Source organism: Mesorhizobium temperatum (assembly GCF_002284575.1).
Lineage (GTDB): Bacteria > Pseudomonadota > Alphaproteobacteria > Rhizobiales > Rhizobiaceae > Mesorhizobium > Mesorhizobium temperatum.
The window spans coordinates 23,612-43,850 of sequence record NZ_NPKJ01000045.1 but is presented as its reverse complement, the minus strand read 5'-3'; the positions used below and the strand labels follow the sequence as shown (position 1 = coordinate 43,850).

Here is a 20,239-nt window from a genome sequence, read left to right as displayed (position 1 = left end):
CCGATGCTTTTTTCGCCCAGGCGCGACAATGGTCCCGCGTATCGGTAGCCAACACGGCGTCGGCATTGCGTGAATTCCTGCGCTACGCGGCAGAGCGGGGCATGTGCATGGAGCGCGGCGCGGCCTCGATTTCCGCCCTCGGCTCTATCATCAAGAGAGGCTGCCGTATGCCCCGGATTGGTCGGACGTGCAGCGCATATTGGCCGATGCCGAGACCGATGAGCCTCAGGACATCCGTGATCGAGCGATCCTGTTGTTGCTTGCGGTCTATGGCATGCGCAGCGGCGAAGTGGCGGCATTGCGCCTCGATCAGATCGACTGGGCCGTTGGAACGCTACGGCTTTTCCGCCTGAAGCGCCGCCAGCCGCAGATTTACCCGCTGGTTCCCTCTGTGGCTGAGGCGCTCGCCTGCTACATCGACACGGCGCGGCCGCCATCATCGTGCCCGGAAGTATTCCTCTGCATGCAGGCGCCGCGGCGGCCGCTGAAGGGTAAGACCGTATGTCCGCCTCTGACGGTGAGGTGGCTCGCCCTACACTGCGCGTCCGAGGGTTGCTCGGACAAGCCGAGCCGATCCTCATCACAGGAGGACGAGCCGTGGCAGATTATAGGGAAGCATTTGTCGGAATCGATGTCGCGAAACTGAGGAACGCCATCGCGATTGCGGATGCCGGCCGAGAGGGAGAGGTCCGCTTCTTCGGTGAGGTCGACGCATCGGATACCAGCATGCGCCGCGTCATCCAGCGGATCGCCGCCAAGTTCGATCGGGTCCATTTCTGCTACGAGGCCGGACCAACCGGCTACGGACTATACCGGCTGATCCTATCACTCGGCCATGAATGCATGGTGGTCGCCCCATCACTGATCCCAAGGAAGCCCGGCGATCGGGTGAAGACGAACCGCCGGGATGCTCTTGCGTTGGCTCGACTGCTGCGCGCTGGCGAACTGACGGCGGTGTGGGTTCCCGATGAAGGTCACGAAGCCATGCGGGATCTCGTCCGCGCCCGGGCGGCCGCAGTCGAGACGCTTCGCGTCCACCGGCAGCATGTGAGCGCCTTCATACTCAAACACGGACGTATCTATCCGCGCAAGAAGAGCTGGACGATGCGCTATCTGCGCTGGCTGCAGGAGCAACCGTTCGATCACCCGGCGCATCAGATCGCGCTTCAGGAAATGGTCGAAGCGGTCCGCGTTTCGAAAGAGCGGGTCGAGCGACTCGAGGGTGTGATCGAGGAGTTCGTTCCGACCTGGTCCCTGGCGCCGATCGTGCGGGCCCTGCAGACCCTGAGGGGCGTAGACCTGATCGTTGCCGTCACATTCGCCGTCGAGGTTGGCGACGTGCAGCGGTTCGAGAGCCCGCGCCAGCTCATGGGTTATCTTGGCCTCGTTCCCGGCGAACGATCGACCGGCGAGACAGTTAGACGGGGCGGCATCACCAAGGCGGGGAATGGCCGGGTTCGCCATATGCTGGTCGAGAGCGCATGGACGTACAGGCATCCGCCGAGGGTCGGTGCGAAGAAGCTGTACCGGCTGGAGCAAGCTCCACCGAAGGTGCGCGAAATCGCATGGAAGGCTCAAACACGGCTGACCGCCCGCTATCGAATGTTGAGCGGACGAGGCAAGAGGACAACGGTGGTGTGCACAGCGATCGCCCGTGAACTGGCCGGCTTCATGTGGGCCGTTGCAGGGGAGGCCGAGGCGATCAAGTCGTAGACAGCCGCGACGGCTTTCATCTCGCGCATAGGCGGAGGCGGGACCACGGCAGGGGAATGCCCGTCAGACGCTTTGTGGCCGGCAAATCGACCGACGCCCGCAGTAAGATAGGAACAGCCCCAGACGCACAATCGGGAATGCGGTAGCCAACCCGCGCATCAGAGCTTGATCACCGACGTCCTTCAGTTCCGCTTCCACCCATGCGCGACCATCAGAATGAGCAGCCGTTCCTCGGATCGGGCGACCTCCTGCGTTTCAAACCTTGACAGCGGACATCAGAGCGCTGTTCTCAGGCCACGGCCTTAAGCTCGGGAGCCCGGATGTAGGCCCATGGCAGCAGATCGTCGATCTGGCTGTTGGGGTGGCTGTTGACGATCCTGGTGAGGACATCGGCGAGATAGCCGAGCGGCTCGACACCGTTGAGTTTGCAGGTTTCGACTAGCGACGCGATGACTGCCCAGTGTTCGGCACCGCCGTCCGAGCCGGCAAAGAGGGCGTTCTTGCGGCTAAGTGCGATCGGACGGATTGAGCGTTCGACCGTGTTGCTGTCGATCTCGACGCGGCCGTCGTCAAGGAAGCGCGAGAGGCCTTCCCAGCGCGAGAGCGTGTAGCGGATCGTCACGCTCGCCTTCTGCTGGGCGCATGTCCGTCGGCGCTTTTATGAACTGGCAGCAGCCGGTCCCGCGCCGATTGCCGGCGAGGCGCCTCGGCGAGCTTTGTCTTCTGGCTGATCAGGCCGAGCTTTTCGCGCAGCCAAGGTTCGAGATCGGCAATGATAGCGCGGCTATTTTCCTGACGCATCGCGCGGCGCTCGTCGGCCGGCCGGCCACGGATGCTATAGAGCTCGGCGATCCGTCTCAGCGCCGCTTTTGTCGGCCAGCACGCGATAGCCGCCATAGCCGTCGACCTGCAAGATTCCGGTGAAGCCTGCGAGATGAGCGATCGGACGCTCGGCCTTTCGGTCCGGCGCATAGACATAGGCGACGCCCGGCGGGTCGCTCCCATTCCATGGTCGGTCATCGCGGGCATAGGCCCAGAGCTGGCCCGTCTTCGTCTTGCCGCGGCAAGGATCGAGCACCGGCGCGGTGGTTTCGTCAGCAAAGAGCTTCGGCGAAGCCTTCAGCTTGCCAAGCAGCCGCTCATGCACCGGACGACGGTCAGCTCATGGACATTTTCGACCGCGCGCCTGATGCTTGCCAGGCAGCGCGGCCGACCCAGTCGGCGAGCGTAGAGCGATCGAGATTGATGCCCTGGCGGGCGTAGATCTGCGCCTGACGATAGAGCGGAAGGTGATCGGCATATTTTGAGACCAGCACCTGGGCGACCGTTGCCTCGGTCGGAAGACCACCCTCGATCAGCCGGGCCGGCGCGGGAGCCTGAACCACCACATCCTCACAGGCGCGGCAGGCATATTTGGGCCGGCGCACGACGATCACACGCAGCTGCGCCGGAACGATGTCGAGCCGCTCGCTCACGTCTTCACCGATCCGATGCAGGCCGTTGCGGCAGCACGGGCAGGCATGGTCCTCGATGTCGACGACCATCTCGACACGAGGAAGATTCGCCGGCAGTGCACCCCGGTTGGCCCGGCGTTTGGCAGTCTTTGCCTGTCGCTGGTCCGGAGAGGCCCCCTCGGCCTCTTCCTCGCCGGCCGCCTCGATCTGCTCGGCCTCTTCGAGCCCCAGCAGCAACTGATCCTCGGGAAGCGTCTCGGCGCGGCGACCGAAGCGGTGACGCTGCAATTCCTTGATGATCTGGATCAGGCGAGCATTCTCGACGTCGCGTGCCAGGATCATCGCCTTCAGCGCGTCCGGATCGTCGGGAAGCTGGTCAGCCGTCATCGCCATGACGGATCAAACCATATTCGCCGACAGCCCGCGACAGCGGAATCCAGCCTGGTTCACTTCGTCGCGGGTCAGCCCGCCTGAACCGGAATGCGGGTTCGACGCGCCTCGTGGACACGTCGCCAGTCCAGCCCTTCCAATAGCGCCGACAGTTGCGCGGCCGTCAGCCGCATCACGCCATCCTGCACTTTCGGCCAGCGGAACTCGCCGTCCTCAAGACGCTTGGCATAAAGGCAGACGCCGGTGCCGTCCCAGAAGATCAGCTTGATCCGGTCCGTCCGCTTCGCCCGGAAGACGTAGACCGCGCCGCTGAACGGATTGGCGCCCATCGTCTCGCGCACCAGTGCGGCCAGCCCCTCTGCGCCCTTTCGGAAGTCTACCGGCTTCGTCGCCACCATGACCTTGACCGCACCCGTCGGGCCAATCACGCTGTTGCCTTCAGCGCGCGGATTACAGCAGCCACCGTCTTGGCATCGGCGCCACGGCCAACGCGCGTGGCGATGCCGTCGATCTCAAGCTCGATCACGTCGGCGTCGCGGACCGTCTTCTGCTTCCGGGGTCGTCCCAGCCGCTTCGCGGTGGGTTCGGTTGTCGGCGCCGCCACAACCGCCGGCACAAAGGCAGGAGAATCTTGCTGCACCGAAGCAGCCTGTTTACCCGCTTCCCGGCGCCAGGCGAACACCTGCTGCGGTCTGAGGCCATAGCGGCGGGCGACCTCGGAAATGATTGCGTTCGGCTCCAGCGTCTCCGCGATGACCCGCGCTTTGTCATCCACAGACCACTGACGCCGGCCACCAGCACCGTTGATTACCTCGAAACGTCGAGGCTGCCGCTCCGGGTCAAGCGTAAGGTCAAGTCCAGACACAAGCCGATCTCCGATCCCAATGCAGAACCGGCAACCTCACAGATCGAGACCACTCCTGAAAGGTAGTCCCGAAACACCGCTTACGCTGAAGGCGGGGAGTATCTATGATGTCGCTAACCGCAGATTTGTCGCACTGGGAATCGACGCCGCTCACCGCGGTGGCCATGCGTTGCGCCATGCCTGCGCCTCTCGGCTTCTTGCCGAAGGTCTGTCGATAAAGGAGATCGGGGACCACTTGGGGCACCGTAGCGCGGCAACAACCAGTATCTACGCCAAGGTGAACATGGAGGCCCTTCGCGCGGTCGGTGCATTCGACCTGGGAGAGCTCCAATGCTGCTGACCAATGTCGTCGACGCCTATCTGGCCAAGCAGCGGTCATTGGGCATGCGTTTCGAGTCCGCCGAGATTCTGCTTCGCCAGTTCTGCCGAGCGATCGGCAATCGAGACATCGCCGAGGTCACACCCCGAGGCGGTAGCCGCGTTTCTCCAAGGCCGCGGCCCGCTCAGTGCGACCTGGATGCTGCGATACAAGGTCTTAAGCGGCCTTTACCGATTCGCGCTTCGCTTGAACTTGCAGGACGTGGATCTGACCGGGCAGGTCATCACCGCCGCTCCCGCTGGCGCAGATAGGCGCGCAGGGTTGCAATCTCGGCATCAGGACCGGAAACTCCCGCGTAACAAACCGTAGGAATGAAGCTGGCGGAGCCAGTTTCGCGAACATATAACCGCAGGGTCCGCGAACACTCGTGCGGGCGCCGCTGACGAATTGCTTCTGGGAGAGTTCTTCCAGGGCACCACGTGCCGAGTGGTCGCTATAGTTTGCTCACGCTTCAGAAAGCCGAACCCTTACTGCAACTCTCGCGCGCGTCCGCCGCCGTTCCCCTCTTCCCAAACTAATTCGAAGTTGCGCAGCATCTTTTCTGCGACGCTGAAGGTATGCTTCCCTTGCCGCGAAGTCAGGCGAGCGTCGATGTCGGGATAGATAAAGAAGGGAAGGGAAATTCGTTCGGCCGGACCATTGTGCGCGACCTGATGCGGCGTACTCTTAAACCGGTCGTCGCTCAAAGCCTGAAGCATGTCGCCCAGATTGACCACCAGACTGTCGGGTAGACTCGGCACCGGCGTCCAGCGCCCGTGGAACCACACCTGCAAAGAGCGCGTGGAGAGTTCCTCCTGCAGCAGCAGCGTGAAGAAGCCACTGTCGGTATGTTTAGCGGCCGCGCCGCCAGTAGATGGATACCGGATCACGCGTTGCAGTACCGTCGGCGAGCTGAAATGGTGTCGGAACCAGCCCTCTTCCATATCGAGCAGGTCGGCCAGCGCGCCCCCCAGCTGCGGCATAACCTCGTTCAGCACTGTAGCTTGCAATGCAAGTAGGCTTCGAGCGAAACCAGGAGCCACCGCGTCATCCGGAAGGCGCGTGATTCCGGCGAACGGACGCCGGTCGCCCTCTTTCTCGATTCCGAGGTCGAACATTTCCTTTGGATCGGGGCCGGCATCGGGATGTAGCATTTCACCGTGTAACGGAATGTATCCACGGGCGGTAGCGGGGTGCACGTCTTGAGAGGCGTGACCGTAGCGTTCCTTGGTAGCCTGTGGCAACGCGAAGAAACGCCGAGAAGAGTCGATGGCTTGTGCAATCTGCTCTTTCGGGATGCCGTGTTCGATAAGGTAGAAGAACCCGTACTCCTCGCAAGCGATGCGTAAGCGCTGTTGCTCTTCAAGTCGCGTTGCATCGGATGACATGTTTCGCCAGTGATATTTGCGGTAGCGTGGTCATAGTCGCTTCTCCTTTGGTGCTTTGCTCTTTTGGGGCTCTTGGAACCCTGGTAGTCCACATTCTTGATTGCGATGTATCAGTCGTCGTCTAGACAGTGTGCTGGCAAAGGCACGGTCGCATTTTGGAGACGGCTCATCGCGTCATCAAAGGATGTGACCTCCCCTTAGCTTTTAATACTACGCCTGATAAATTCCGCTCGGGCGCGTGACGCGAGCCAGTTCGAGCAGCCAATCCGGCCGGACATACCCAAGCGTGAAGACACCGCCGCAGACCGTGTTATGATAGTTCGCGCTGGTGTATTTGGAGAGCGGTTCATCAAGGTCGACATTGCCTCGGACATGGCGGTAGACGTGGGTTTTTCGGACATTCCTAGCCATCTCCCGTAACCACCGTTCCTATTATTTTTTGAAGTAAGCATTGAGCTTCCTTTTACACGAAACGCTATGGCTGGCCCGGATATAATCCTCTCTTGCCACCATATAACACTCTAATATTTACCATGTTCTCGGTCGACTACAAAAGAAAGTATCGTTAATATTATTAGGTTATTGCTACATTTTTTTAAGGTGCTTTAACACTCGTTGCAAGCAAGGCGTAATCCCACGAATTCAAGAAGATGGCGTTAGAGGAACTTGCTGTAGATCCTGTTCGACGATACGCCGAAGATCGGCCTCAACTCGTTCGAATTTCTTGCTGACCGTGCGATCTGAACTCGCGAACGGGAGTCGTATTATTACAGTTTTCCGCGTGATTTCCCCTTTGGGGGGAGCGCAGAACGGAAGGCAATCGCAGTTTTGGAACATGCCGAAAGCGGTGCGTCATCAAGGGTTCCTATCCCTGTCGTCCAGACGCAATCAAAAAATCCGCATCGGCATGGACCGTCCGCGAAACGCTATGATTTTGGCCATGTCGGCATCCGATTTTGCGCACCCGGAGGACGTTAACGCTCAAGGCGATGGTTGTTGCCATGGCCGAAAAGGCCACCCTTCTGGAGGAGCGCAACCTCAATCTCGAGTGGTCAACAAGAGTGGCGTGAGCGGATCGCACGACTGACGGCGGTGGTGAAGATGCTGGAGCGGTCGCACTTCGGCAGCCGCTCCGAAAGGTTATCGGCGCACTGAGCGAGGAACAGTATGCTCTGGCCTTCGACGAGATCGAAACCGGGGTGGCGGCCATCGAAGCGCAGATGGAGAAGTCTGCGGGCGGCTCGAGAAGCGAAGCGTTTGGCGGGTGAGTAGGCCGATGGAATCCCACCACCAGCCTCTCGCAGAACGCAGCGTGAGACTCTCGCTCACTGGGCTCCCATCAGGCGAACGTGTCGGTCATTCTGATCTGCCAGTGAACGAAAAGGCTCACGTTTTCCCGGACCAACCGCTGTAGGAAGTGGCTGGCGCGAGTCTTGTGATTCCTGAAGCGCTTGTATTTCCTCACCGCCCACGCCAGAAGCGTCTGATTGACGTATCGAAGCATGGGATACAGGGCCGATGGCGTGTATCGCCCGTAGTTCCCGATCCACCCCCTGAGGAGCGGATTGAGCTTCTCGGCGATGTCGGCCAGCGGTGCCTGTGTTCGATGGCGGATACCCAAGTCCCTGATCGCGCTCCGCGTCGCCTTTAGCGCCGTAGGGCTGACTGCTGGCGTGAAGCCGCAAAGCAGTCGTCCGCTTTGTGACCCCCAGACGGCCCGTGGTCGGAATTCGTATCCGAGGAAGTCAAACTTGACGTTCGGATACGTTCCTTTGCGCTTGCCGGCTCTTGCCTCCACCCGTTGGAACACCAGGCGAGACGCCCTCCAACCGCTCCTGACTGCCGCGGTGGCGGGCCCCTTTTTGGGCGAACGCGTCACCGCCCGCGAATAGACGGGCCTCGCTATTGCGTTCATCGGCGTCATGATCGCCGGCGGCTATGGCGGGCTTTCGGCGCCAAGGGTTGCATACTTATTGACGGTATTGGGCACTGCCGGCATGGTGGCTGCCACAGTGATCGCCAAGGTTTCAATGGATGAAACTCCAATTCTCCCCGCGATAGGCATTCAAAGCAGTTCTACCACGGCGCTATTTCTGCCTTTCGCCCTAGCCGACCTCGGCTCAAGCCCACCTTTCCAAGACCCGACATTCTGGTTAGCTGTTGGCTGGTTCATACTGTTCTCGACCTTAGGCGCATATGGCTTCTATTGGTTGTGCCTGCGGCGATCATCCGCCGTTCACGTTGGAACGGTGCTGTATCTCACCCCGGTAGTCACGATGGCCGTGACCTGGACCTTCTTCGGCGAACCGATTACGTCATCACAGCTTGGAGATTTGATGATGTCTCACTGGTGCGGCAATCTCACTGAGCCGGGCTGCTGCAAATCCTGTGACCGCCACCAAATGATTGGCGGGGATTTGCGCCCTGCAACGTGCTGAGGCAATATCCCCTTGACAACCGGTAAATTTCACTCGCGGTAGTCAGGAGGCTCCGCATGCTCCGAGAAATATTTCGAGTTTGGTGCAATCTGGGGATCGAGATTGCCTCGTCGCAGGTACATTCGTCTTCATGTGGTTTCGTCATCTTACCAAGCGATCATCGTCTTGATGGAGACGGCACAGGTGGGCCGCTAACTAATCCTCGAGAGATACGTGACGACCCGTATTTTCCCATATTTAGTGGGAGGTGCGATAAGTCTGAGTCAGAAAGTCGCGGATGCGGGGGATTGAACGAAGCCGCTGACGCGGCAGATGGTGCACCGGTTTGTGGGTGAGGCTTCTGTTTTGAAGGATTGCTGCTGTTGAAGCGCAATCTTGAGAACAGGAGCAATGAGATGGCCGATATGAGCCCGCTTGCGCATGATCGAGGACATGACAATCCGCAATCTGTCGCCGGCCACGCAACGATCCTATGTACACGCGGTGGCTAAATTCTCCCGCTATTTCGGTCGGTCTCCGGACCGACTTGGCCTTGAGGACGTCCGCGCGTTCCAGGTGCATCTGGTCTCGACTGGGATCTCGTGGCCTGCGCTGAACCAGACGGTGTGCGCACTGCGGTTCTTCTACGGCGTGGCGCTCGGCCATGCCGAGATTCCAGAACGGATCGTCTATGCCCGCGCGCCGCGCACGCTGCCGGTGGTTCTCGGCACCGACGAGGTTGTCCGCTTTCTTGAGGCGGTGCCGAGCCTGAAGACGCGGACGGCGCTGACGACGGCCTAGGCCGCGGGCCTTCGCGCTTCGGAGACCGTCGGGCTGAAGGTCGGGGACATCGACAGCGAACGCGGCGTCATCCGGGTCGAACACGGCAAGGGCGGCAAGGACCGTACCGTGATGCTGTCGGGGCAGCTTCTGCGCATTCTGCGGGTCTACTGGCGGCTGGCCAAACCGAAGGAATGGCTGTTTCCCGGCCGGGAGGCAAATCGCCCCATCGACGTGCAGGTGCTGTATTCGGCCTGCCGCTCGGCGCGGGCTGCCGCCGGCATCGACAAGCGTGTGACGGTCCACACGCTCAGGCATAATTCCGAGGCCCAGATTATTCCGAGCTCCCCGTTCGAGATCGCTTGATACTCGTTGAAGTTCAAAGCCCTGGGCCGAGCCTTAACGGTTTATGCCTCGGTATTATTCGGCTGTCGTCTCCGGGCGGGGATTGTCCCGACTCTGAGGAGGCGAACGATGATGGATCGGAACGGCGGCGCAACGGCGCCATGCAAGGGCCCCATGTGAGCCCGTTGGTCATTCACATTGATGGATTTGGCGCACGTCTTGGCGGTGATGGTTACACGCCGGGGTCGGTGCACGATAAATGCGAGCTCGTAGCGGATCTCAGTCGCTGGCTCGATGGGTGCAGCCTTTCGCTGGATGTGCTCGATGAGGAGGTCCTCCGCCAGTATCATGCAGCCCGCCGCCGACGGGGCCATTTGCGGCGTGGCGAGGCGGCCACCGGTCGGCAACTGCTCAGGTACTTACGTGACCTCGGTTGCATTCGAGCCGTCCCGCCAGAGGTTGATCGGAGTCCTCTGGGTGAGCTCACCCGAGATTTCGGGCGCTACCTGAGTGCGGAGCGTGGCCTCTCACCGGCGACCTTGAGCAACTATCTGCCGATTGTTCGATGCTTTCTGATAGGGCGGTTTGAGAACAAGTCGATGCGGCTAGATGAGCTGCGCCCAATCGACGTCCATCGTTTCGTTGTCCGTTACGCTAAGACGGGAAGCCGTCGCCGGGCGCAGCTGATGATCACAGCATTGCGCTCGTTTCTGCGCTTTCTGCAACAGCGGGGCGCAATCGCGACGGATCTCGCTCGCGCAGTGCCTGGGGTGGCCAACTGGAGCCTGGTGAACCTACCCAAGTCACTTCCGCCTGAACAGGTCGAGCAGATGCTCGCGTTTTGCGATCGCGGCACGCCGGTCGGCCAGCGACACGATGGACTTGCTTCACCACGGCGTCGACCGTTCCGTAATCGCGCTCTGGCTCGGCCACGAGTCGGTGGAAACGACATCCATTTATTTGCAGGCCGATATGAAGCTCAAGGAAGACGCACTTGCCAAGTCGCCGTCCGCCGATGTTCGCGCCAGCCGATATCGTCCCGACGATCACCTCATGGCCTTCCTCAGGAGCCTCTGATTATGCCGACACACATGTGAGCCATACCCGAGAAACGCTTGGGTTTTCGCACCATCTGGGGCACCACTCGGAATAATCTGGGCCTCGGAATTATGCCGCTAATTCCGAGCTCGGAATTACAGGCACAGCTTCGCCACGCATTTGCTGGAGAACGGCACCGACATTCGCATTATCCAGGTGCTGCTTGGCCACAACAATCTGTCCTCGACGGCGCGCTACACCAAGGTCTCGAACGGCCTCATCCGGCGCACGACAAGCCCGCTCGACCGGCAGAACATCGATGTCGTGCCGCCGGGCTGATCGGTTCCGCCCATGTCGGCGAGAATGGAGGTGGCGGATATCTTCCGCCGCCATGGCGAGGCGTATCGGCAGGCTCATGACGGTCATCTCGGACGCGTCGAGCGCCGCACGATGAGCGCCATCGAGTTGTGCCGGACCGCCGAACTGGGCGGCCATGTCGAGGGCTGCCGGTCCTGCGGGGCGATCCGCGTGGCCTACAATTCCTGTCGCAACCGGCATTGCCCCAAGTGCCAGGGAAAGGCCTGCCGGGAATGGCTCGCCGCTCGGCAGGACGAGCTTCTGCCGGTTGCCTATTTCCACGTGGTGTTCACGCTGCCGGCCGAGATCGCCGCAATCGCCTTCCAGAACAAGGCGGCGGTGTACACGATCCTGTTCAAGGCGGCCGCCGAGACGCTGCGCACGATCGCCGCAGATCCCGGACATCTCGGCGCCGGGATCGGTCTCACCGCGGTGCTGCACAGTTGGGGCCAGAACCTCACCTACCGTCCCCACCTCCATTGCATCTGCCGGGCGGCGGCATCTCCCTCGATGGAGGGCGTTGGGTCGCCTGCCGGCCGGGGTTCTTCCTGCCCGTGCGCGTGCTGTCGCGCCTGGGTTCTTCCACAGATCGAGCAGTGTGGACCGATCCGGGCGTGGATCGTCGACGACACGGGCTTTCCCAAGGAGGCAAGCACTCGGTAAGCGTGGCGCGCCAGTATTGCGGCCAGTTGGGCAAGCAGGACAACTGTCAGATTGCGGTTAGCCTATCGATCCCAAATGACGCTGCCTCGCTTCCGCTCGCCTACGAATTTTATCTTCCGCACAGCTGGGCGGAGAATCCGGAACAACGCAAGAAGGCCAAGATTCCGGCAGAGATCACGTTCCAGACCAAGCCGCAGATCGCGCTCGCAGATCAGGACGGCCAAGGCCCAGGGCGTCGCGCCCGGCGTGGTTCTGGCCGACGCCGGATATGGCGCCGACGGCGGTTTCCGCGCGGGCCTGTCCGAGCTCGATCTGACCTATGTTGTCGGCGTTCAACCCCACACTCAGCGTCTGGCGCCCAGGCGAGGGCCCGCTGCCGCCCAAGTCTTGGGGCGGAAGAGGCCGGCCGCCGTCTCGAGTCTGCCGAACCGACAATCACAAGCCGATCTCGGCCAAGGCCCTGGTCGAGGAGTTCGACGCCGAGACTTGGCTCATGATTGCCTGGCGTGAAGGAACCAACACCGAGCTCAATTCTCGCTTCGCCGCCGTGCGCTTAAGGCCGATCCAGGGACTACAATCGGCCCGAGGCTCACGCCGAAGAGTGGCTTCTGATCGAGTGGCCTCAAGGCGAGGTCGAGCCGAGCAAGTATTGGCTCTCCACCTTCGCTGTAGGAGCTGCCGTCGATTTCGTACGCCGAGTGTTGCTCGATCGACTTCACCGGCACGAACCGCATAGTCGGGCGTATCGCTGCCTCGTAAATCGCATCCGCGTCGACCGCGTCGTTCTTCGAGCCGCGCACAAACGGCTTTACGAAACGTGGGTTGATCAACCGAACCTGTCGCCCATCAGCCATAAACCAGCGGCCCCAATGATGGGCGCTGGCGCAGGCTTCCATCGCGATCTTCTCTGGCGCTATCTCGTTCACGGTCTCCACGAGCTTCGCCCGACTGACCTTCCGCGAAACGAGCACACCACCGGCATCGATCCCGTGCAGGTGAAACGACTGCTTTCCAAGATCGATCGCGAGCAAATCCATGTCATGCTTTCCTCCTTCAAGTTGGTCACCCAATGGTGCCGCAGAAGAGGGAGGCGTCCATCCCATAACATTTAGTCCTACAGTACATAACTTTTTGGTCCGTTGTTTTGTTGCCCCCGCGCCGCTAGCGTTCCTTGGATATAAAATGGCCCCGGCGAATACCCGGGGACGGGGATTGCGGCCTTACGCTGCGAGAATTCATCCTCGATACCAGATGACCTCAATATACAAACTGAATTTGACGCAAGCCTTCCATGTCACTGAATATCGACTAAGCAAAAATCAGAATGGGAGCAGATCATGAAATATACCATAGGCAATGTGAGCCGCCGATCATTTCTCAAGACCGGCGCCGTGCTCGGAGGGGGAATCGTCGCCGCTGGAATGCCGTTGTCGCAAGTCATCTGGGCAGCCGAAGGCAAGGTGCTCACCGCGCGGTCCGATACTGAGCCAAACACGCTCGATCCTGCATACTATACGTCACAGCTCGAAGTGGACTATATGAACTGCATCTATTCGAAGCTCATTCAATTTAAGCCGGGATCGGAATGGGGCTGGGAGCGGGAGGCCGCGGAAAATATAGAGCAGGTCGACCCGACGCATATCCGCTTCCGCCTCAAAAAGGGCATCAAGTTCTCTGGCGGTCACGGCGAGTTAACCGCCAAGGACGTCAAATTCTCGTTCGAGCGCATTGTCAAGAACAATACACCAGTCAAGGTAGAATGGGGTTCGCTTGACCGTGTAGAAATAGAAGATGATTATACAGCGGTGATGATTTTCAAAACGCCGTTCGTGCCAGTCTGGAACATCTCATTGCCTCATGGCGTTGGCCAGATCGTTTCCGAGGATGCGGTCATGAAGGCCACAAAGGATGGTGGTAATTTCGGCACTACACCACCGGCCTTTTCCGGCCCGTATGTGCTCGCTGACTGGAAGAAGGGCCAGTACATCCTTTTGACCCGAAATCCCGACTGGGCTGGCCAAAAACCTGGCTTTGACGAAATCCGCATTTTGACTGTCGCCGATGCTAAGACTGCGGAACGCGCTTACCAAGCAGGCGATATTGATTACACTACAATCAGTCTTGACTCACTCGCTACTTTGAAGGGGGCGCCGCCCGCAGATACAAAGATAGAGGAATTTCCCTCGCTCAACTACGTCTGGATCGGCATGAATATGGATCACCCGAAGCTGAAGGACATCAATGTCCGTAAGGCGATCCAGTGGGCGATCAATGTGCCGCAGATCTTGGATACTGCCTACTCAGGCCAAGCACAGGTGGCAACAGGTACAATTGCTCCGGGCATCGTCGGGCATCGGGAAAGGGCGCTCGTCCCCCCGGAAGGAGATCTGGCGAAAGCCAAAGAGTTTCTCGAAAAGGCCGGTGTGACCGACTTAGCCTTGACCATCAATTGCCTGAACGACAGCGAGTCTTCGACCATAGCTCAAACTGTACAGGCGCAGTTGTCGCAAATCGGTATCACGGTTGAGGTCAACGCCCAAGACCCTGGGTCGTTTTGGTCGACCGGCATGGAGTCCGAGGGCGAGCGGTGGAAGGACCTGCAGCTCAACCTCATGAGTTTCTCGTCCCTGGCGGACCCCCACGTTTCAACCACTTACTTCGTGCGGGAACAGATCGGCGTGTGGAACTGGGAGCGGTTCAGTAACGAGCGGTTCGATGAACTGAGCGCCAAGGCGGTGACAATCAGTGACCCAATAGAACGCGCCAAGCTCTATTACGAGATGCAGGATTTGATGGAGGAGTCCGGCGCCTATCGCTTCCTGACGAATGGGCGCACGCCGATCATGTACCGAACCACCAAAGTTCGGCCCGCGATGCGCCCCGACGGGCTACCACTTTACATCCATTTCAAGCCAGTTTCGGCATGACGATTTAGCCGGATTATGTGGCTATATCTCGTCAAACGTATCATTCTCGCGATCGCAAACATTGCGATCGCGGTGACGTTTCTTTTCCTTATGATTCGTGCTGTACCCGGGGATCCTGCCGCAGTGCTGCTCGGAACCCGGGCGACACCCGAAATGAAGGCGCAACTCCACGAGCAGATGGGGCTGGACAAGCCGTTTATAGTGCAGATCGCTACCTTCTTCGGCGGACTGCTCCACGGTGATCTCGGTTTTGATGTGTTCAGCCAGAGAGCTGTTGCCGATATCGTCTTCGAGCAATTGCCTTATACTCTAGAACTGATATTGGTCTCAATCCTATGGGCGGTCCTGGTAGCGGTGCCGCTCGGCTGTTACTCGGCGATGCGGCGCAACTCCCTGGTCGACCAGGTGGCCGGCGTTGTGACGGTCGCCACGATCGCCATTCCTTCCTTCGTTGTGGCAGTCTACGCACTGCTGATTTTTGCCGTGACTCTGCGCTGGCTGCCAGCAATCGGTGTCGGTATTGGATTCTGGGATGGACTTATCTATCTCATTCTCCCAGCTTTCGCCATAGGGATTGGCTGGGTCGGCTACATCTCCCGACTGGTGCGTGCGTCGATGCTCGAGATTCTGGGTGAAAACCACATCCGCATGGCTCGATCCTTCGGAATCTCGGAATGGCGCATTATTGCGCGATACGCGCTGCCGCTCGCGATCCTGCCGACCGTGACCATACTCGGGGTAGGCATCGCGTGGCTTCTTTCGTCCGCTGTCTTTATCGAGGTGGTCTTCGCGAGACCTGGCATCGGCACTTTGATTGTAAACGCGGTCAATACGCGCAACTATCCGATTGTCATGGGCGTCGTGCTCGTCACCACATTCCTTATCGTTGCCGCCACAACGCTCTCCGATGTGGTCAACGCATTCCTTGATCCTCGAACCAGGGAAAAGCTCGGACATGGTAAGCGTTGAAGCTATCGGTCCCGAACCCAACGATGCGATGGCTACCGGCGCCTTACGCACCTTTTTGCGGCAATTTCGCAATAACCGTACGGGCATCCTCGGAGCATTTCTTGTGGTACTCATAGCAGCAACTGCGGTCTTCGCTCCGCTGTTGGTCACGCATGATCCGATCCGGATCATGGTCGGGCCGCGTCTTGCCGCACCCTCACTGGATTATCTGCTGGGTACCGACCAACTGGGCCGCGACACGTTTTCTCGTATCATCATGGGCGGTCGCATCCCGCTCCTTGTCGCTTTTGCCTCCCTCGGTAGTTCGCTGGCGGTCGGAGTCGTGCTTGGTCTCATCGCAGGGTTCGGGCCGCGTTGGCTGGACAATTTGCTACTGCTCATCTTTGATACCATCCGCTCCTTTCCCGGTATCATTTTTGCGCTGGCAATCATCGCGCTCTTAGGCCCAAGTCTGGGCAGTATCATTTTCGTCATCGCAATAACGTCCATGCCCATTTATGCGCGCCTAGTGCGCACCCAGGCCCAGGCGCTGCTCGGCAGTGAGTACATAGCCGCGGAGCGCAGCCTGGGCGCAGGCATGACGCGCATCCTTGGCGTGCATGTTCTGCCCAATGTGATCGGCCCCCTTCTCATCCTCGTGAGCATGGATGTGCCGGCCGTCATCGCCGTAGAGGCGGGTCTCAGCTTTCTCGGCATGGGCGTGCGACCACCGACGCCTGATTGGGGAGCTACCCTCAACGACGGCTATAGCTACATCAACCAGACCCCTTGGCTGGTGATCGCTAGCGGCATCCCGATCGTCCTCGCAACGCTTGGCTTCACGTTCCTGGGCGAAGCGCTGCGCGACATATTCGATCCCACGCTGCGGAAAGACCTATGAGACGAGACGATTCGATATCCCACACGTCCGCCCGTCCGCTTTTGGAGATCCGCGGGCTCGGTCTCGATTTTGGCACACCGCGTGGGCGCGTCCACGCCCTGCGCAATGTTTCGCTCGATGTGCCAGCCGCACAGGTGGTTGGCATCGTCGGGGAAAGCGGATCCGGGAAGTCGACGCTCGCCTATACGGTGATGGGCCTGCTTCCCGAAAATGCAGATGTGACAGCCGGCAGCATCCTGTTCGAAGGTAAAGACCTGCTCAAAATGCCCGCTCAGGCGCGACGGAGCCTGCTCGGCGATCGTCTCTCCATGATCTTTCAGGATCCGATGACCGCCCTCAATCCGGTGCGGACCATCGAGAGCCAAATGATCGATATCCAGCACCACGAACAAGGAAGCCGGAGCGAAAAGCGCGCTCGTGCCCTCGAGATGCTTCACCGGGTCGGAATTCCCGATCCCCAAAGCCGTATCGGCGCCTATCCGCATCACTTCTCCGGCGGCATGCGTCAGCGCGTTTGCATTGCCATGGCGCTTCTCGTGAAACCAACGCTACTCGTCGCCGACGAGCCAACCACCGCGCTCGATGCAACGCTGGAAGTGCAGATTATTCGTCTACTCAAGGATTTGCAAAAAGAGATCGGTTGCTCGATTCTCTTCGTCTCCCACCACCTCGGCGCGGTGGCTGAGTTGTGCGACCGAGTCGCCGTCATGTATGCGGGCGAAGTGGTGGAGCAGGGCGCCGTTCGAGACATCTTCCACAATCCTGCTCATCCATATACGCGGGCGCTGCTTGAGTGCGATCCCGGGCGGATCAAAAAAAGCACACGCACTTTGCCGACCATACCCGGCGAGGTGCCCAGTCTCCTGGGCAGCAAGGAAGGATGTATCTTTCGCACACGTTGCCGACATGCCTCCAACCGCTGTGTGCTAGAGAACCCGGTCGAGTACCGCATCGGCGTGGATCAAGTCGCCCGATGCCATCTCCTCGATGAAGAGCGGCTGGTTTCGGCATGAGCGCGCTGCTTCGTGTTCAGGATTTGCGCGTCCGCTTCCGCACCAGGGTTCGCTGAAGGCGCTCGCAACGGGGACGAAAGCCCCTTTCATCGACGCAGTATGCGGTGTGTCCTTTGAAATCCGCAAGGGCGAGACACTCGCCCTTGTCGGTGAAAGCGGCTCAGGCAAATCCACCATCGCGCGCACGATCATCGGCTTGCAGCGGGCTGTGAGCGGCAGCATCAGCTTCGACGGACAGGAAATTGAGGAGCTCAGCGGGGCTGAACGCAAGCCCTACTTGCGGCGCATAGCGATGATGTTCCAGGATCCGATCGGCTCCCTCTCGCCCAGGCTGACAGTGCGATCGCTCCTGACAGAGCCTTTTCGCATCCATGGACTAAAGGATCGCGATGCCGGAAGCGAAGCCGAGCGCCTGCTGCGGATGGTCGGCTTGCCGGCGGATTTTGTTCGCCGCTATCCCCATCAGCTTTCCGGAGGTCAGGCCAGGCGCGTTGGTATCGCGCGTGCTCTTGCGCTGGATCCGGACTTGATTATTGCCGATGAGCCGACCGCAGGCCTCGATGTCTCGGTGCAGGGCGAGGTGCTCAATCTTCTCGCGCGGCTTCAGGACGAACTCGGCATGGCGATCCTGATTATCACGCACAATCTTAACGTTGTGCGGCACATGACCGATCGCATGGCGATCATGTATCTCGGCCGCTTTATTGAGGTCGGCTCGACCGAGCGTATCTTTGAGCACCCGCGTCATCCCTACACCGAGGCACTGCTTGCGGCCAATCCCGAGCCTGATCCGGATGCGGTGCTGAACCGGATAGAGCTCAAGGGTGAGGTGCCGAGCCTGCTTCGGCGGCCATCCGGCTGCGAGTTCCATACACGTTGTCGTTATGCGCAGGACATCTGTCATCGCGTGTTCCCCGAACCATTAGCAAGCCCAGATGATACGGAGCACAGCTTCAGATGCCATTTCCCGCTGGAGGGCGAGGCGGTCCAGCGGGAGCAGGAATTGCTGTTTCCGGTTGAAGAAGGCATCTGATCCGACACCGTCGTGTGCCGTCCATTGCCGCTGGAGCGCAGATGGGCGGCGATCCTCTCGCCCTTGCGGAACAGCTCGATGGTGGTCGCCGTGATGCGCGCCTCGACCTTGGCTTTGTCGCGTGGCCGCCGTGGCCGGGTCGGCAGCACCGAACTGCCATGATGCTCGGCTATGCCAGCATAGGTGCGGTTTACCTGCGGGTCGTAGCGGCAGGCCTTGATGATGGCGACCTTGGCATTGTCGGGAACCAACAGAGCCGGCGCACCGCCGAACGCTTCCAGTGCATTGACGTGACACCCCAGCCAGTCCGGAAGTGTCTCACTCCAGCGTGCTTCCGCATAGGACAGGCTCGAAGCGCCCAACACGGCCACGAACAGATGCGCCTGGCGCGTCTTGCCCCTCAGCCGGCCGACGATCACCGTCACCATATCGCCGGCATAGTCGATGAAGAGCTTGTCGCCGGCGGCATGGTTCTGCCGCATCGTTACTGGCAGGTTGGATGCCCAGCCCCTGTATAGATCACAAAAGCGGCTATAGCGGTAACCATCGGGGTGGCGAGCGATGTATTCCAGGATCTGAAGCGTCACATGCTTGCGCTTCAGCTCGCGATGCACGCAAGCCCAGTCCGGCTCCACGCTGCGACGGTGCCCTGTCTTCGTCTGGTTTGCCTTGTAGAGCGCGGCCTCCAGGACCGCGTCGATGATCTCATCGCCAAGCGGCCAAACCTGCCCGGCGGTCTCCGCGCGACGAAGCGTTTCGCGCACAGTCGAGGGCGCAGCCCCGACCCTTTACGAGATCGCCTTGTGGCCAAGGCCCTCTTCAAATCGATATCTCAAAATCTCGCGGACACGCCGCATCGCCAATCTCTTCGCAGGCATTTCGTTCCTTCTCCTGGACAACCCAAAAGAAGGAACATTTCACCAGCAGAGCACCATGCCCATACACCCCTCCAAGGGGGCGGCATCGACATCCCTGGGAATTTTGCAGAAAGCTCTGCGCTCCAAACAGCGAGACCTTCTGAAGGTTGGAGAGCTGGGTGTTGAGAGTTCGCGAGGTTGCACCTCCATGTCCTCGCTCATGCGCGGGCGAAGGTGGGTCATGACAAGCTCCTTTGATGGAATGGGCTGCTGACAGCCACTCCATGCTGACGCAGTCGGAGCTTGTTGTGGACACATGACCAGCGCGACAGACGATCAACACCACGCCGTCGGCACATACCTCCTTGCCGCTCCGCAATCGCGGAGCGGGTTAGTCCAACCGTCCTAATCAACCGCCCTCCACAACCAGCATTTCTGACCGTTGATGCGCGCCACGACTTCATCGAGGTGCCAGACATCGTCCTTCGTCGGCGCCTTGCGGCGTATGCGGCGCGCATAATCAGGGCCATGCTTTCGGCACCATCGGCGGATGGTCTCGTAGCAAACAACAATTCCGCGATCGAGCAGCATTTCCTCGACATCGCGCAGGCTCAGATTGAAGCGCTGCAGGTCGGTGCACTCGCGGTCATGGGCGCGCTGCTATCTCAACTTCCTTACTGCTCAATCAATGTAACAGCGCCAGACGACGTCCAGATCTTCCGCAAGTGCTGACACAGGTCGCAGATTTGAATCCGGTCCCGCCAGTGCCAGCTGCGGAAACATCAAAGGAGC

General features: G+C 60.0%; 20 protein-coding genes and 9 pseudogenes. 18 read left to right on the top strand and 11 right to left on the bottom strand.

Annotation, left to right across the window (positions count from 1 at the left end; genetic code table 11):
- Positions 1-187: 187 nt before the first annotated feature.
- Complete coding sequence (locus tag CIT26_RS37640; protein ID WP_245319440.1) at positions 188-646, top strand: tyrosine-type recombinase/integrase; 459 nt, start codon at positions 188-190, stop codon at positions 644-646.
- Positions 598-1,713: an IS110 family RNA-guided transposase gene (locus tag CIT26_RS15205; RefSeq protein WP_095493346.1), complete on the top strand. Its 1,116-nt coding sequence runs from the start codon at positions 598-600 to the stop codon at positions 1,711-1,713. Before CIT26_RS37640 ends, CIT26_RS15205 begins: the two co-directional genes overlap by 49 nt.
- Before the next feature lie 289 nt (positions 1,714-2,002).
- Here CIT26_RS15205 and CIT26_RS35915 read toward each other — a convergent pair whose 3' ends face one another.
- Positions 2,003-2,335 carry a transposase domain-containing protein gene (locus tag CIT26_RS35915; RefSeq protein ID WP_143747849.1) on the bottom strand — a complete coding sequence of 111 codons (333 nt, stop codon included), beginning with the start codon at positions 2,333-2,335 and terminating at the stop codon, positions 2,003-2,005.
- Between CIT26_RS35915 and CIT26_RS35910 the strand changes: the two genes are divergently transcribed.
- Complete coding sequence (locus CIT26_RS35910) at positions 2,328-2,444, top strand: IS66 family transposase (RefSeq protein ID WP_425350349.1); 117 nt, start codon at positions 2,328-2,330, stop codon at positions 2,442-2,444. The two genes, CIT26_RS35915 and CIT26_RS35910, sit on opposite strands and share 8 nt — an antisense overlap.
- A 67-nt stretch (positions 2,445-2,511) precedes the next feature.
- Here the strand turns inward: CIT26_RS35910 and CIT26_RS35905 are convergent.
- The 4 genes and pseudogenes from CIT26_RS35905 to tnpA form a co-directional block, all read right to left on the bottom strand.
- Positions 2,512-2,860 (bottom strand): annotated as a pseudogene (locus tag CIT26_RS35905) (IS66 family transposase); the annotation flags it as partial.
- 10 nt (positions 2,861-2,870) lie between these two features.
- The gene (locus tag CIT26_RS35900) at positions 2,871-3,560 is read right to left on the bottom strand and encodes an IS66 family transposase zinc-finger binding domain-containing protein (protein WP_143747847.1); all 690 of its coding nucleotides are present in this window, start codon (positions 3,558-3,560) and stop codon (positions 2,871-2,873) included.
- 68 nt (positions 3,561-3,628) lie between these two features.
- A complete protein-coding gene (tnpB, locus tag CIT26_RS15195; protein WP_095493345.1) occupies positions 3,629-3,985 on the bottom strand; it encodes an IS66 family insertion sequence element accessory protein TnpB in 357 nt (118 codons plus the stop codon).
- Positions 3,982-4,422 (bottom strand): IS66-like element accessory protein TnpA, encoded by a 441-nt coding sequence (gene tnpA, locus CIT26_RS15190; protein WP_167391416.1) that lies wholly within the window; start codon positions 4,420-4,422, stop codon positions 3,982-3,984. Before tnpA ends, tnpB begins: the two co-directional genes overlap by 4 nt.
- 19 nt (positions 4,423-4,441) lie before the next feature.
- Here tnpA and CIT26_RS15185 point away from each other — a divergent pair, with 19 nt between their 5' ends.
- Together CIT26_RS15185 and CIT26_RS36610 are read left to right on the top strand one after the other, a co-directional pair.
- On the top strand, positions 4,442-4,762 hold the full coding sequence (locus CIT26_RS15185) for a tyrosine-type recombinase/integrase (protein ID WP_245319433.1): 321 nt from the start codon (positions 4,442-4,444) through the stop codon (positions 4,760-4,762).
- A complete protein-coding gene (locus tag CIT26_RS36610) occupies positions 4,753-5,052 on the top strand; it encodes a hypothetical protein (RefSeq protein WP_167391415.1) in 300 nt (99 codons plus the stop codon). Before CIT26_RS15185 ends, CIT26_RS36610 begins: the two co-directional genes overlap by 10 nt.
- A 216-nt stretch (positions 5,053-5,268) precedes the next feature.
- Here the strand turns inward: CIT26_RS36610 and CIT26_RS15180 are convergent, their stop codons facing one another.
- The 3 genes from CIT26_RS15180 to CIT26_RS15170 all read right to left on the bottom strand — a co-directional run bounded on the left by CIT26_RS15180 (position 5,269) and on the right by CIT26_RS15170 (position 7,978).
- Positions 5,269-6,168 carry a 2-oxoglutarate and iron-dependent oxygenase domain-containing protein gene (locus tag CIT26_RS15180; protein ID WP_245319431.1) on the bottom strand — a complete coding sequence of 300 codons (900 nt, stop codon included), beginning with the start codon at positions 6,166-6,168 and terminating at the stop codon, positions 5,269-5,271.
- 210 nt (positions 6,169-6,378) lie between these two features.
- Positions 6,379-6,579 (bottom strand): hypothetical protein, encoded by a 201-nt coding sequence (locus tag CIT26_RS15175; protein WP_095493343.1) that lies wholly within the window; start codon positions 6,577-6,579, stop codon positions 6,379-6,381.
- A 928-nt stretch (positions 6,580-7,507) separates the two neighbouring features.
- Complete coding sequence (locus CIT26_RS15170; protein WP_245319429.1) at positions 7,508-7,978, bottom strand: group II intron maturase-specific domain-containing protein; 471 nt, start codon at positions 7,976-7,978, stop codon at positions 7,508-7,510.
- Positions 7,979-8,090: 112 nt separating this feature from the next.
- On the opposite strand from CIT26_RS15170, the gene CIT26_RS15165 reads away from it, so the two are divergent.
- From CIT26_RS15165 to CIT26_RS38780, 8 genes and pseudogenes are all read left to right on the top strand, one after another.
- Positions 8,091-8,606 (top strand): DMT family transporter, encoded by a 516-nt coding sequence (locus CIT26_RS15165; RefSeq protein ID WP_095493341.1) that lies wholly within the window; start codon positions 8,091-8,093, stop codon positions 8,604-8,606.
- A 420-nt stretch (positions 8,607-9,026) separates the two neighbouring features.
- Positions 9,027-9,710: pseudogene (locus CIT26_RS38510) on the top strand (tyrosine-type recombinase/integrase); the annotation flags it as partial.
- 161 nt (positions 9,711-9,871) lie between these two features.
- Positions 9,872-10,432: pseudogene (locus tag CIT26_RS38785) on the top strand (site-specific integrase); the annotation flags it as partial.
- Positions 10,433-10,586: 154 nt separating this feature from the next.
- Positions 10,587-10,787 (top strand): site-specific integrase, encoded by a 201-nt coding sequence (locus CIT26_RS37625; RefSeq protein WP_342587017.1) that lies wholly within the window; start codon positions 10,587-10,589, stop codon positions 10,785-10,787.
- A 120-nt stretch (positions 10,788-10,907) separates the two neighbouring features.
- Positions 10,908-11,087 (top strand): annotated as a pseudogene (locus tag CIT26_RS15145) (tyrosine-type recombinase/integrase); the annotation flags it as partial.
- A 12-nt stretch (positions 11,088-11,099) separates the two neighbouring features.
- Positions 11,100-11,680: pseudogene (locus CIT26_RS37620) on the top strand (IS91 family transposase); the annotation flags it as partial.
- A pseudogene (locus CIT26_RS37615) lies at positions 11,660-12,278 on the top strand (IS701 family transposase). The pseudogenes CIT26_RS37620 and CIT26_RS37615, both read left to right, overlap by 21 nt.
- Positions 12,214-12,504, top strand: a complete 291-nt coding sequence (locus CIT26_RS38780; protein ID WP_425350348.1) for a hypothetical protein — start codon at positions 12,214-12,216, stop codon at positions 12,502-12,504. The pseudogene CIT26_RS37615 and the gene CIT26_RS38780 overlap by 65 nt, the downstream one beginning before the upstream one ends.
- Here the strand turns inward: CIT26_RS38780 and CIT26_RS15120 are convergent.
- Positions 12,470-12,805, bottom strand: a pseudogene (locus tag CIT26_RS15120) (IS110 family transposase); the annotation flags it as partial. The gene CIT26_RS38780 and the pseudogene CIT26_RS15120 overlap by 35 nt on opposite strands.
- Before the next feature lie 300 nt (positions 12,806-13,105).
- On the opposite strand from CIT26_RS15120, the gene CIT26_RS15115 reads away from it, so the two are divergent.
- From CIT26_RS15115 to CIT26_RS15095, 5 genes are read left to right on the top strand one after another with little or no spacing between them, the layout of a single operon-like run.
- Positions 13,106-14,695, top strand: a complete 1,590-nt coding sequence (locus CIT26_RS15115) for an ABC transporter substrate-binding protein (RefSeq protein WP_095493338.1) — start codon at positions 13,106-13,108, stop codon at positions 14,693-14,695.
- A 15-nt stretch (positions 14,696-14,710) separates the two neighbouring features.
- Positions 14,711-15,664 (top strand): ABC transporter permease, encoded by a 954-nt coding sequence (locus CIT26_RS15110; protein WP_095493337.1) that lies wholly within the window; start codon positions 14,711-14,713, stop codon positions 15,662-15,664.
- Positions 15,651-16,544: an ABC transporter permease gene (locus tag CIT26_RS15105; protein WP_095493336.1), complete on the top strand. Its 894-nt coding sequence runs from the start codon at positions 15,651-15,653 to the stop codon at positions 16,542-16,544. The genes CIT26_RS15110 and CIT26_RS15105 overlap by 14 nt, the downstream gene beginning before the upstream one ends.
- Entirely contained in the window at positions 16,541-17,557 is a 1,017-nt protein-coding gene (locus tag CIT26_RS15100) for an ABC transporter ATP-binding protein (protein WP_095493335.1), read from the top strand. The genes CIT26_RS15105 and CIT26_RS15100 overlap by 4 nt, the downstream gene beginning before the upstream one ends.
- Positions 17,532-18,590 carry an ABC transporter ATP-binding protein gene (locus tag CIT26_RS15095; RefSeq protein WP_245319426.1) on the top strand — a complete coding sequence of 353 codons (1,059 nt, stop codon included), beginning with the start codon at positions 17,532-17,534 and terminating at the stop codon, positions 18,588-18,590. The genes CIT26_RS15100 and CIT26_RS15095 overlap by 26 nt, the downstream gene beginning before the upstream one ends.
- On the opposite strand, the pseudogene istA reads toward CIT26_RS15095, so the two are convergent.
- Positions 18,575-19,447, bottom strand: a pseudogene (istA, locus tag CIT26_RS15090) (IS21 family transposase); the annotation flags it as partial. The gene CIT26_RS15095 and the pseudogene istA sit on opposite strands and share 16 nt — an antisense overlap.
- Before the next feature lie 408 nt (positions 19,448-19,855).
- A pseudogene (locus tag CIT26_RS15085) lies at positions 19,856-20,071 on the bottom strand (IS6 family transposase); the annotation flags it as partial.
- Positions 20,072-20,239 lie beyond the last annotated feature (168 nt).